General features: G+C 50.7%; 10 protein-coding genes. 4 read left to right on the top strand and 6 right to left on the bottom strand.

The features are described from left to right. The first annotated feature begins 5 nt into the window (after nucleotides 1–5). Nucleotides 6–2,828: an excinuclease ABC subunit UvrA gene (gene uvrA / locus A9165_RS11005; protein ID WP_065955904.1), complete on the top strand. Its 2,823-nt coding sequence runs from the start codon at nucleotides 6–8 to the stop codon at nucleotides 2,826–2,828. Nucleotides 2,829–2,878: 50 nt separating this feature from the next. Here uvrA and A9165_RS11000 read toward each other — a convergent pair whose 3' ends face one another. The 4 genes from A9165_RS11000 to A9165_RS10985 all read right to left on the bottom strand — a co-directional run bounded on the left by A9165_RS11000 (nucleotide 2,879) and on the right by A9165_RS10985 (nucleotide 8,405). Then, nucleotides 2,879–5,467: a TonB-dependent siderophore receptor gene (locus tag A9165_RS11000; RefSeq protein WP_008950447.1), complete on the bottom strand. Its 2,589-nt coding sequence runs from the start codon at nucleotides 5,465–5,467 to the stop codon at nucleotides 2,879–2,881. Between the two features lie 160 nt (nucleotides 5,468–5,627). Further along, complete coding sequence (locus tag A9165_RS10995) at nucleotides 5,628–6,101, bottom strand: isoprenylcysteine carboxylmethyltransferase family protein (RefSeq protein ID WP_065955903.1); 474 nt, start codon at nucleotides 6,099–6,101, stop codon at nucleotides 5,628–5,630. Nucleotides 6,102–6,133: 32 nt separating this feature from the next. Further along, complete coding sequence (locus tag A9165_RS10990) at nucleotides 6,134–7,456, bottom strand: ATP-binding protein (protein WP_065955902.1); 1,323 nt, start codon at nucleotides 7,454–7,456, stop codon at nucleotides 6,134–6,136. A 190-nt stretch (nucleotides 7,457–7,646) separates the two neighbouring features. Next, on the bottom strand, nucleotides 7,647–8,405 hold the full coding sequence (locus A9165_RS10985) for an HNH endonuclease (protein WP_065955901.1): 759 nt from the start codon (nucleotides 8,403–8,405) through the stop codon (nucleotides 7,647–7,649). A gap of 155 nt (nucleotides 8,406–8,560) precedes the next feature. Here A9165_RS10985 and A9165_RS16790 point away from each other — a divergent pair, with 155 nt between their 5' ends. Further along, nucleotides 8,561–9,028: a hypothetical protein gene (locus A9165_RS16790; RefSeq protein ID WP_138984215.1), complete on the top strand. Its 468-nt coding sequence runs from the start codon at nucleotides 8,561–8,563 to the stop codon at nucleotides 9,026–9,028. Here A9165_RS16790 and A9165_RS10980 read toward each other — a convergent pair. Beyond that, the gene (locus A9165_RS10980; RefSeq protein WP_008950443.1) at nucleotides 8,946–9,419 is read right to left on the bottom strand and encodes a hypothetical protein; all 474 of its coding nucleotides are present in this window, start codon (nucleotides 9,417–9,419) and stop codon (nucleotides 8,946–8,948) included. The genes A9165_RS16790 and A9165_RS10980 overlap by 83 nt on opposite strands. Beyond that, nucleotides 9,419–9,979, bottom strand: coding sequence for a hypothetical protein (locus tag A9165_RS10975; RefSeq protein ID WP_008950442.1), 561 nt, complete (start codon nucleotides 9,977–9,979; stop codon nucleotides 9,419–9,421). The genes A9165_RS10980 and A9165_RS10975 overlap by 1 nt, the downstream gene beginning before the upstream one ends. Before the next feature lie 233 nt (nucleotides 9,980–10,212). Here A9165_RS10975 and A9165_RS10970 point away from each other — a divergent pair, with 233 nt between their 5' ends. Next, on the top strand, nucleotides 10,213–12,243 hold the full coding sequence (locus A9165_RS10970; RefSeq protein WP_065955900.1) for a S9 family peptidase: 2,031 nt from the start codon (nucleotides 10,213–10,215) through the stop codon (nucleotides 12,241–12,243). 114 nt (nucleotides 12,244–12,357) lie between these two features. Further along, nucleotides 12,358–12,753, top strand: a complete 396-nt coding sequence (locus tag A9165_RS10965) for a DUF4920 domain-containing protein (RefSeq protein ID WP_065955899.1) — start codon at nucleotides 12,358–12,360, stop codon at nucleotides 12,751–12,753. Nucleotides 12,754–12,775: the final 22 nt, after the last annotated feature.

Genomic DNA, 12,775 nt, shown 5'->3' with positions numbered 1-12,775 from the left:
CCACCATGGACAAAATTGAGATCCGCGGCGCCCGCACCCACAACCTGAAGAATATTTCGCTAACCCTGCCACGCGACAAACTGATCGTGGTAACAGGTTTATCCGGCTCCGGTAAATCGTCGCTGGCCTTTGATACCCTGTATGCCGAAGGGCAACGCCGCTATGTCGAATCGCTGTCGGCCTATGCCCGGCAGTTTTTAAGCCTGATGGAAAAGCCGGATGTCGATCATATTGAAGGCTTGTCACCGGCGATCTCGATTGAACAAAAGTCGACCTCCCATAACCCGCGCTCTACTGTGGGTACCATTACCGAAATTTACGATTATCTGCGCTTATTATTTGCGCGGGTCGGCGAGCCGCGTTGCCCGGAGCATGATCTGCCCCTCGCCGCGCAAACCATTAGCGAGATGGTGGATAAAGCCACCGAATTTCCGGAAGGTACCAAGCTGATGGTGTTGGCACCGGTGGTGCAGGAGCGCAAAGGTGAGCATGTTAAAACGCTGGAAAATCTGGCAGCACAGGGCTATGTGCGGGCGCGGATTGACGGCGAAATTTGCGATCTGTCCGATCCGCCAAAGTTAGATCTGCAGAAAAAGCACACCATTGAAGTGGTAGTGGACCGCATTAAGGTGCGGGATGATATTAAACTGCGGCTGGCCGAGTCGTTCGAAACCGCACTGCAACTGTCGGGCGGCGTGGCGCGGGTGGCGCTGATGGACCAGCCTGATGCTGAAGAGCTGGTGTTTTCCGCCAACTATGCCTGCCCGACTTGCGGTTACTCCATGACCGAGCTGGAGCCACGGCTGTTTTCCTTTAATAACCCGGCCGGTGCCTGCCCCAGCTGCGATGGTTTGGGCGTGAAGCAATTCTTCGACCCGAAAAAAGTGGTGGTCAGTGATGAGCTGAGTCTGGCTGGCGGGGCGATCCGGGGTTGGGATAAGCGTAACTTCTATTATTTTCAGATGCTAAAGGCACTGTCTGAGCACTACAATTTTCAGCTGGATGTGCCCTTTAACAGCCTGAGTAAAAAGCAGCAGGACGTTATCCTGTATGGCAGCGGCCATACCATTATCGACTTTAAATACCTGAATGACCGTGGCGATATTGTGCTGCGCAGCCATCCGTTTGAGGGTATTTTGCCGAATATGGAGCGCCGCTACCGCGAAACCGAATCGAACTCGGTACGCGAAGAACTGAGTAAATATCTGGCCAGCCAGCCTTGTCCTAGCTGTCATGGCACCCGGCTACGTACCGAAGCCCGCCATGTCTTTATCGGTAAAACCACCTTACCGCAAGTGGTAGAACTGGCGATTGGCGACTGTCTGGCGTTTTTCCAGCAACTGAGTTTAACCGGCCAGAAAGCCAAAATTGCCGAAAAGGTATTAAAAGAAATTCAGGATCGGCTGCAGTTTCTGGTGAATGTCGGCCTTAACTACCTGAACCTGTCACGCAGCGCCGAAACCCTGTCTGGCGGCGAAGCACAGCGCATCCGTTTAGCCAGCCAGATCGGCGCCGGTTTAGTTGGCGTGATGTATGTGCTGGATGAGCCCTCTATCGGTTTGCACCAGCGTGATAACGACCGCTTACTGGCGACGCTGAATCATCTGCGCGATCTGGGTAATACCGTGATCGTGGTTGAGCATGACGAAGATGCCGTGCGGGCCGCGGACTATATTATTGATATCGGCCCCGGCGCTGGCGTGCATGGCGGCAATATCGTAGCGCAGGGCACGCTGCAACAGGTGATGGCGGTAGAAGAGTCACTGACCGGCCAGTATATGTCGGGGGCGCGCAAAATCGCGGTGCCAGCGAAGCGTACGCCGCTGAATGATAAATGGTTAAAGCTGACCGGCGCCACAGGCAATAACCTGAAAAACGTCGATCTCGCCATTCCCTTTGGTCTGATGACCTGTGTTACCGGGGTGTCTGGCTCCGGGAAGTCGACACTGATCAACGATACGCTGTTCCGCATCGCCCACCGGGTATTAAATAAAGCCGAGGGTGACGATCCGGCGCCCTATAAGGCGGTAAGCGGGCTGGAGCATTTTGATAAAGTAATCGATATCGATCAAAGCCCGATTGGTCGCACGCCGCGATCGAACGCCGCGACCTACACCGGTATTTTTACCGGCGTACGCGAGCTGTTTGCCGGTACCCAGGAAGCGCGCTCACGCGGCTATCAGGTCGGCCGCTTTAGTTTTAACGTCAAAGGTGGGCGCTGTGAGGCCTGTCAGGGCGACGGCGTCATTAAAGTGGAAATGCATTTTTTACCCGATGTGTATGTGCCCTGCGATGTCTGTAAGGGCAAACGCTATAACCGCGAAACGCTGGAAATTAAATATAAAGGCAAGAATATCCACCAAGTGCTGGATATGACGGTGGAAGATGCGCTGGATTTCTTTGACGCCATCCCGGCGATTAAGCGTAAGGTACAAACCCTGATGGATGTTGGCCTGTCCTATATTAAGCTCGGACAGTCGGCGACCACTTTATCCGGCGGTGAAGCACAACGGGTAAAACTGGCACGCGAGCTGAGTAAACGCGATACCGGTAAAACTCTGTATATTCTCGATGAACCTACTACCGGCCTGCATTTTTACGATATCCAGCAGCTGCTGAATGTACTGCACCGGCTACGCGATCACGGCAATACCATAGTGGTAATTGAACACAATCTGGATGTGATTAAAACCGCCGACTGGATTGTCGACTTAGGCCCGGAAGGTGGCAGCGGCGGCGGCGAAATCCTGATTGCCGGCACGCCGGAGCAGGTAGCCGCTTGTGAGAAATCTTACACGGGGAAATATTTAAAACCGATGTTGGGATAAAGCGATTAAGGCAGCACAACAGTGCTGCCTTGGTTTGGCTAACGAGCGAATTAGAAACGGTAATTGATCTTACCGTAAATAAAGCGGCCGCGAGGGTTGTGCACTTTAGAGGCATAGCCATACAGATCGGCATCACCATCACCAATCGCAAATGGCGGATCCTTATCCAGCGCATTGTTCATCCCCAGCATTAGAGTGGTATTGCTGTTCAGACTGTAACGGCCCTGAATATCCAGCAATGCCTGGGCACTAACGGTGCGGGTTTTGGTGCTCATCACTTCGGCCGGAGGTGCATAATCTTCAAAGGCACCCACATAGTTCAGGCTGGTCACCAGACCCCAATCGCCGTAGCTCCAGTCGGCAGTCGCTAACCAGCGATGCTGCGGATAGTTGTACTCGCCGGCGTACTCGATACCGTTCTTCTTAAATGAATCGGTGTAGGAGTAGTCCAGGCTAAGCCGCAAGGCACCATACTGCTGCAGATTGAAGCGGTAAGCCGTTGACAGATCCAAGCCCCTGGCTTCCTGCGAGCTGATATTAATGTAGCTATTGAAGATCCGTGACAGTTCTCCCAGCGTTTGACCCGGCAAAGGCGCTAACCTTACACAGAGGGTACTGTTTTGACGGTTACACTCCGCAGCGTACACGTTTTCATAGTCGTTTTTGTCGATTTTATTATCCTGAGTGATGCTCCACACATCCGCACTGATATCAAACTGATCAGTGACCTGCCAGACAAAGCCGATATTAAAGGTCTCGGACTCTTCCGGTTGTAAGCCCTCACCGCCGACAAAGACGATGGTATAGTCAGTTGCAGCACACGCCGGATTGCTGGCATCAGGGGTAGGGCAACGGAAAGTATCAGTAAAGAATACCGACTCCTGCGACGGCCCTAAACCAATCTGGGCCAGTGATGGCGCCCGGAAACCCTGACCATAGGATGCCCGTACAGTAAAGTTATCCTGTGGCCGCCACTTGATACTAACCTGGGGGTTAGTGGTCGAACCAAAATCGCTGTAATCATCATAGCGACCAGCCAGGGTTAACTCTAACTGGTCGGTCAGTGGTACCAGAAACTCGATATAGGCGGCATACTGATCGCGCTCAGCCTGAGCAGATACCGATTCGGTACCAAAAATCAAACCACGCTGGAACTGATCATCCGGCTGGTCAAAGGCATCTTCTTTACGGTATTCCGCGCCGGCTGCGAACGACACCATCTGATCACCCAGCTTGAAGGCATCACCGCTGATACTGGCATCAAAGGCGGTCAGATGTGACTCGCCGCGACGCACCAGACTGGTAGTAATCGCATCAATCACTTCCGGAGAGTTTCTGAAACCTCCAAAGGGGTTATAACGACCAAGGTTGATCTGCTGCTGTAAAAAGTCGGTTCTTACCCAGCCCTGCGACTTGCTGCCGGTTTGCATCGACTCGCTACGGCCTTTTTGCGCTGAAATATCCCAATCCAATTCATTAAATTGGCCTTTCACGCCCAATACCAGGCGTAATGAGTCAGACTCGATATCCCAGGTACGGGGGCCGGCATCAACGGTCCTGAAGCGGTTAATTCTGATATCAGTGCCAAAAGGATTGTTGGGATGAGTACCCGGTACAGTCAGACCTGCATCGCCATCGAGCGGCGTTGCCGCCCCCTGCGCCTTAGACCGGTTATGTTGTACCGACAACTCGGCATAAGCCTGAGTATTGGCACCCAGGTTCTGGCTGGCCATTAATACCGCGCCTACACGCTCAGCAGGGGTGGCAGCCATAATAAAAGGACCATAGTCAAAAACACAGGTCTGGCCAAAAGCCTGATCTGCCGGACAGCCCGGGTCGATCCGGGTGACACCGTTGACAATAAAGTTACCCGGATAACCACGCGATGAACGTAAATCATTACCGCCATAAGGTGCCTGATTGGCAGTACCAAAGCGGCCCATCTCCGAGCCCAGAATAGTAGTGTTCTTAAAGTAATCCAGAATCAGCGTGGCGCTGGCCTCTTTACCCTGAGTCCCCCACACCATGCTGGCCGACGTTTCATCATAGGATGGCCCTGTTGTACCGCCGTGACTAAAGGAGATTTCGGTGCCTTCAAAATCTTTACGCAGTATCACGTTGACCACGCCGGCAACGGCATCAGAGCCGTACACGGCAGAAGCACCATCTTTCAGGATTTCTACCCGTTCAATGGCGGCCACCGGAATACTATTAATATCGACAAAGGAATTGGCAATATTTTCGGCAAAGGCACTTACTGCAACCCGCCGGCCATTGATCAACACCAAGGTAGCATCAGCACCAAAGCCGCGCAAACTGATGGCAGCGCCGCCATTGGCGGTGGAGTCCTGATTATTACCGCGGGTAGAGAAAGTACCCACACCAGCTACCGGCGTCCGCTCCAGTAGCTGTTGCAGATTAGAAAAACCAGACTTGGAAATGGCATCACGGTCAATCACCGTGATTGGTACGGCGCCTTCCAGATCATTACGCTTGATCCGGGAGCCGGTTACTTCAATACGTTCAACTTGTTGCAGGTCGGAGCTTTCAGTATTTTGTTGTTGTGCGATGGAATCGAGCGGTAAAAGCAGGGAGGCCGTCGCCACAGCGCACAGTGAGAGTTTAAATGGAATGTTCATGGATGTCCTTTTCTTATGTTAATTTACATGGCCACACTTTAGCCAACTAAAAATTAGCATATGAGAAACATGACAACAAGAACGTCATAGGAGTGAAATTGCAAGCAGCTGATAAAAAACGAAAATAGCAAGACAGGCAAATAGTAGAAAAGCATTATCGCTATAACCATCTCCTTACATTATGTAAATAAACCTGATAATCCTTGCCAAACTTCTGCTGTAAAAAACGCTCCTCGGGTTTTATCTGAAACTGATTTAAGTAAAGTACAAACAGCGGTAAAAAAGCCAAAGCCAGTAGGCTCTGCAAATAACAGGCAAAGGCTGCCAACAACAATAAAAACCCCAGATACATTGGGTTACGGCTATAACGGTATATGCCCACTAGCACCAGACTGGAGCTTTGTTGCGGTAGCCGCGGATCCACTGTGGTTTTAGCACGCCGAAACGCCAATACCCCGGCCAGTGCCACCGCCACACCAGTCACCGCCAAACACAGCGCCAGCACAGTGGTATATAACGCCGGTAGCGCCAGTTGCGCAGAGAATGGCGTAGTAAGTGGCGCCAGCAGCCACATCGCCAGCGCGAATAACAACATTAAAAGCAGCGGTGGGATTTTAAGTTCTAAAAATGACATAGTTGGCTCCCTGTAGCGATAACGCGTAACCTTTATGTCAACAGATGCTGAGTAACGGCATGCGCGGTGTAATAAAGTGGGTACACCAGATGTTGCTGTTCCAGCGCTGAAGAGCCCTGAGTTCCCGTTAATTTGATCGTTTTTAGCGGCTGGCATTTTTCAATAAAGGATTGCAGCGATCGGGCACGGGTGCGCTTACCGCTTTTCACTTCCAACGGAACAATATTGCCTGTCGCATCAGTTAGAATAAATTCAATTTCCGCTCTGGCATCATGCCAGGAAAAACATGGATCGATCCCCAGCGCAGCCAACTCCTGCTGTACAAAATTTTCTGCAATATAGCCTTTATACTCAAAATTCTGCTGCTTAAGCTCCAGATAACTTACACCAAGCATGTGGTTTAGCAGACCGACATCAAACAGAAACAGCTTTACCATATTATCCTTTTTATAAGCAGCCAGCGGGCTGCGGGGCAACCCTTCAAGCGGATAATTTTTTAATACCAGACGGCATTTTTCCAGCCAGGCAATGCCGGTTTCCAGATCCTGATAACGTGATTTACGTGCATAAACATCTTTAAATTTAAAGCGCTTAACCGACTCATCTACCACAGCTGCCAGCTGTGACGGTACAGCTGTAAAAATAGCTTCTATCAGCGCCGCATCGGTTTTACCGGCATATTTACCAAAATCCCGGCTATAACCAGCCAGCAGATCCGCCTGTACTTTTGCAACCGCTTTAACCCGCTCCAAGATGCTCTGATCAACCAATTTAAACCACAGGCTCACCGCCTCCGGCATACCACCAGTAAAGTAATAATCAGTTAACTTATCAAACAATCTGCTGTGCGCAGCCGCGGAGTTTTGCGCTGCGTCATACACCTTTAGTAAGGCCGGCTCATTGGCGGCCAACAAAAACTCGCGAAAGGTTAAAGGGCGTAAATTGTATTGTTCCACCTTACCCACCGGGAAAGTATTCAGCAAACCAATATTAGAGCCACTGGCAGCAATAAACGCCTGCGGAGTTTGCTCGGCAAAGTACTTTAGGGCGGTAACGGCACGCGGGCATTCACCAATTTCATCGAGGATTAATAAGTCGGTTTGCAGATTAAACGGCTGGCCTGTTAATAGCTCTATATTGGTCAGTACATCTTGCGGTACTAAAGAGCCGGCAAAGGCATCAGCCATCTGTGGCGATTCCAGAAAATCGATACGCAGTACCCTAGGGAAATGCTGGCCAAACAGGGTTTGCAGTAAGTAGGTTTTACCGGTCTGCCGGGCGCCGTCAATTAGCAGCGGCTTGCGTTCCGGCAAGGCTTTCCAGTTTAGTAAGGTCGTCAATAGCTCACGTTGCATGGCAGGCTCCAGCAAGGGAAACAGCAACAACACTACACTTTTATGCGCATAAAAACAAACAAATCAACATTTTTACGCGCATAAAAGTGTAAAAAATTGCGTTTTTGTGCGCGTAAAAGTGAGGTCGCAGTGCATGGAAACGTCTAATCGCCAAGATGTTGACGAAAATAGTAGAAAACAAATTCAGCCTTTACACTGCCTTCTCAAAAATCTGCTCTCGGTGAAAGGCTAGAAATCGCGGCTCTGGTAAAAATTTCTGTGGTAATAGAATCGGCTTCCCGTTAAAGCGTAAAATCGTTTCATCGAAAAACGGATCTGTTGTCGGTTTATACTTTGTCGAAACGATGACTCGATAATCCTCGCTAATAGTAATAAGTCCCAAATCAAAAGCTTTATCGTGGAGAGCTGATAGCGCCAAACCATTACTTGGGTTAAGCCGATTTTGCTCGTCACTACGCCATGGCACGATATGGCTCGCTACCAATAAACGAGGATTTGCTAAGCCGGTAATACAGCAACGATAATCATAAGCGCTTAATACGGCATTACGAAAAAAGCTCTGACCAACCCGCTGTTGAACTTCACTTAGCTTAGTGGTGATTTTAACGTCTTCGGTTTGCTGCATTTGCTCTGATTGGGCACCAATGAAACTTGCCTCTGCCTGCGCCATAGCAAGCACAAAGGTCGGCCAATCTTGCTGCATTTCTTGCCATAATGCTTTATCCATTTTTGATGCGGCTTTTAATCCCGAGCGACCGGTCATCAAAATGGCAGGATCTAAACTGGCAATGTTGGAGAGCTTCATTGCTAACGCCGATGGGGTGCGCTGAATTAAAGCAGCATATTTTATAATTTCGGGATTATTGGAGTGAAAACGCCCGAAAGGTAAACGCCAGTACAAACTAAAAGCGACTAAGCTTTGGTCTCTGCTCCAATTTAGTGGCGCCATCCGTGTCTCCCCAAGTTTATTTTCGCTAGTAAAAGCATATTAACTAAAAAGTCCAAGATCATTGCTTATATCGCAAAGACTGAGATGGCGTACAAGATTTGATTGACTCTAGCTGCTGGGCTATTATCAATTTTATAACGGAAAGGAGATCTGAGATGTCAAGCGAAGAGAGCTTAAGAGTGGTGCTGAAACTACAACGGATTCAGCTTATACCTGGTTGGCTCAAGCTGTTAGCGATTTTAGGGCTTGGGTTTCACCTGCTGTCATATTTTTTCTTGGCTTTCTATTGGTTTCAACCACACCTCTCTGACGCTGTCAGCATCAACATTGAACGCTCATTCGCCAATTTTATCCTTGTCTCTGCTTGTTTTGTTGTTGTAATCAGCAGTATCTGGGGCTTAATTCAAGGTTATAACTGGGCTCTGAATATTTGCATCTTCTTAGTTGGCATCAGCATGTTCACTGATATTTTTGCGCTACTGTACAAAAGTGACTTCGACCTGATGCTCATTCTTGAAATGCTCGTACTCGGGCAGCTTGTCAAACTGCATCTCGCTTGGAGCAAGGTGAATTGCTCTGCGCCAAATACCGCTGTAACGTCTCCACCCGCTTGGGGCGGTTAAACAGACCATATAGTTCCAGCCAGTCGCTGGCGGGCATAAAGCAGATCTGGTTTTGCCAGTAGCAGCGTTCCGGGTGGAATGTCCATTCGATTAGCCTGCCTTGCTGTAGCACGGCAATGCCGGCCATCAGTTCAATATCACGCTGCCCCGGCTGGCTAAAGCGGGCAAAGTGGCGGGTGACAAAGTCAGGGTTAAAGGTTACGGCTTCTGGTGAATAATGCTGAGCTAACAGCTGGCAAATGGCGTCGAAATCCTGCTCGCGGCAAACCACGTCGATATCGCCCGGGTTCGCCTCCAGCCCCAATTGCCAGAGTAAACAACTGCCACCAATACCAAAAGGGTAAGGTTGTAGTAAAGTCGAAAGCTGCTGTAACTGCGCAGACAGGTTCATTAAAACGTCTCCAACTGCCGAATCAGGCTAACCAGATAATCAATTTTCTCATTATTAAGCTGCCGGTAGTCAAAATACGGGCAAACCAACAGCCGTTGCCGCTTATCAATAGCAAATTCGGCAGTTAGCCACTGCAACTGTGCTGCTAATCCCTGTTCCAGCAGCGCTTTGGCAAAGGTGCGGCCGGCAATAATATGGATGCGATCTGTTACCGGCTCAAGCTGTGGTGCGGAAAATAATAGCGCAGTATCACTACCGTTTTGTAACAGCCGGCTATCGCGATAATCTTGCCAGCTGGCGGCATGCTGGTGGAATGTAAACAACGGCGTTTGCGGCAGCGCAAATAGCAGCTTGGCGTAAACATTAAACACCTTGCGCCAGCCATTGCCGCAGGCCTGATTGATCAGCGCGATTTCGCCGCGGCATAGCGGCTGAATCTGGGCCAGAGCCTGATATTCCAGCATGGGTGGTCGGTTCGCGACATAAACACAAAAGCGGGCATCGGGATCACCCAGGCCATACTGGCTTGTTGTCTGTATTTGATTGGGCTTGCTCACCATTGGCTGTCTGATATCCGGCGTTACAACGGCCGGCAGTATAGCAAAATCCCTAAGGCCCTATGACAGACTTTTCCAATACACATCAGATATCAAGCGGCCGGATCATAAAGCCAGTAGCAATACCACCAGGTGGCATTTCCGACTAAAACGCCGCATGCTGCGGCAAAACGGCTTGGGCCAGTCCGCACTTGTGCTAACATCGCAGCGACAATAAAAAACAACCGGAGTCCAAGATGAAAAAACTACAGCAACTCTGGCTGTTACTTCTGTGGTTACCGCTGGCGGCACTGGCCAGCAGCGAACAGGATAACAGCTTAAGTGTCGAGCGGATGTGGCAACTGGAGCGCATAGGCAGCCCGGTAGCCTCCGCTGACGGTAAGTTTATCGTTGCCCCTGTTACCCGCTTTGATGTGAAAGCCGATCAGGGCCATACCCGTCTATGGTTATTTGACGACAAGGGCCAGCAGCGACCGCTGACGGTGGATGGTATGCGCGCCAGCGAAGCGACTTTTTCGCCGGATGGCAAAACCCTGGCCTTTATCAGCCAGCGTAATAAAGATGAAGCCGGCCAGATTTACCTGCTGCCATTAACCACACCGGGTGAAGCCCAGCGCTTAACCGAAGTGCCAACCGGGGTTTATGGCATTAAATGGGTAGGTGAGCATCTGTATTTTATCAGCCGCGTTTGGCCGGGTAAAAACTGGGAAGAGATGGCGGCAGAGTTAAAAGCCAACAAAGACAAAAAAGCCTCGGCCTGGCAGTGGAACGCCTTACCCTATTCCCATTTCGATCACTGGATTGACGAAAACCGCCAGGCTCATGTGTTCCGTATTCCGGCCAAAGGCGGTACTGTTGAGCCGGTAACCCAGAAATTTGGTCTGGAACTGCCTCGCTCCAGCCAGAGCGCCAGCAGCTACGACGTGCACCCGCAAGAGCGCTTTATCGCCTTTAATGCTAACGGTTCAGACAATACCGTTGATCCGAAAATTGATATTTTCTTAGCGGCTATTGGCAGCGATAAAGCAGAAAATATCACCCCGGATAATCAAGCACCGGACAGCAACCCAAGCTTTAGCCCGGATGGCAAAAGCTTAGCCTTTAGCCGGCAGAAAATTCAGGGTTTTTATGGCGATACCGCCCGGCTGATGATTTATGATCTGGCAGCGAAAACCACGCGCGAACTGACGGGCAACTGGGATCGTTCAGTTAGCAACTTTGTCTGGAGCAACGATAGCCGTAGCTTCTTCGCCAGCATTGATGACGCCGGCACCAGCCGCCTGTATCAAATTGATGCCCGCAGCGGTAAAGAAAGAGCCATTACCAAAGACACCAGCTTTAACAGCCCGGCCCTGGCTGGCAATAACGTGCTGGTAGCCACCAACGAAAGCTTTATGTTCCCGGCACGGCTGGTCAAAGTGGATATCCGTAACGGTCGCACTACCCGTCTGGACAGCTTTAATGATGAGTTGCTGGCAAAAACCGAGCTGGGTAGTTACGAGTCGGTTACCTATAAGGGTGCTGATGGTAATGACATCCAGATGTGGGTACATTACCCGGCCGGTTTTGATAAATCGAAAAAGTATCCGTTATTCCTGCTGATCCATGGCGGCCCACACAATGCCATTACCGACAGCTTTAGCTACCGCTGGAATGCGCAAACCTTCGCGTCCTGGGGTTATGTCACCGCCTGGCCTAACTTCCACGGTTCCAGTGGCTTTGGCCAGGACTTTACCGATGCGATTAACCCGGACTGGCGCACCAAGCCTTTGGCTGATATTCAGGCCGCCACAGCCTGGTTCCAGAATCAGCCCTGGATTGACAGCGAGCGTATGGTGGCCGGTGGTGCCAGCTATGGCGGCTACTTAACGTCAATTCTGCTGGGTACCGAGCATCCGTTTAAAGCCCTGCTGATCCATGCCGCGGTATACAATATGTACTCGCAGATGTCGGCTGACTTTGCAGTGCACTCCACCCGCTTTGGTCACTACTGGGATAACCCGGAGATCTATAAGAGCATTTCGCCACACTACTATGCCGGCAACTTTAATACTCCGACTCTGGTGATCCATGGCCAGCTAGACTACCGGGTCCCGGTTGGGCAGGGCTTTGAGCTGTTCCGCACCCTGCAAAGCCGCGGTGTCGAGTCGCGTATGATCTACTTCCCGGACGAAAACCACTGGATCCTGAAGCCAAATAATTCGATTTATTGGTATAACCAGGTGAAAGACTGGATGACCCGCTTTGCCGAGCCGGGTGCCCGCTAAGGGTTAAACTAAGTATTTAAACGCAGCGCAATGCTGCGTTTTTTTATCCCGGAAAACCGCTTGTATTTCTGCCAGCAGTGCATAACAATCAGGCAACTGAATCAGGAGAACGCTATGTTAAAACCTATACTCTGTGCCCTGGGCCTGGCTCTTGCCGGTAACGTGCTGGCTGAAAGCAGCGTTAGCTTTGGTGGCACCGTCAATAAGCAACAAATCACCGCCGTTGCCAGCATTTTGGCTAAACCGGCGGCTTATCTGGAGCAACAGGTTACGGTAGTAGGCGAAGTCACCGGGGTTTGTACTAAACAACAGTGCTGGATGACGCTGGCCACCGCCGAAAATGAGCCACGCTTTCGGATCAAGGTACGGGACGGTGATATGGTGTTTCCGTTAAGCGCCAAGGGTAAAACCGCCTACGCCACTGGCACGGTTAAAGTCTGGCCACAGGGTGAAGGCAAGCCAGATGCGTATCAGTTGGTACCAACCGCCGTTGAAATTGCCGGCGAGTAAAATTGGCATAGGGGCAGTCAGT

Origin of the sequence: Alishewanella sp. HH-ZS (assembly GCF_001704375.1) — a bacterium.
GTDB classification, from domain to species: Bacteria; Pseudomonadota; Gammaproteobacteria; order Enterobacterales; family Alteromonadaceae; genus Alishewanella; species Alishewanella aestuarii.
The sequence above is the reverse complement of the archived record's forward strand: the minus strand, read 5'-3'. Positions and strand labels throughout refer to the sequence as shown.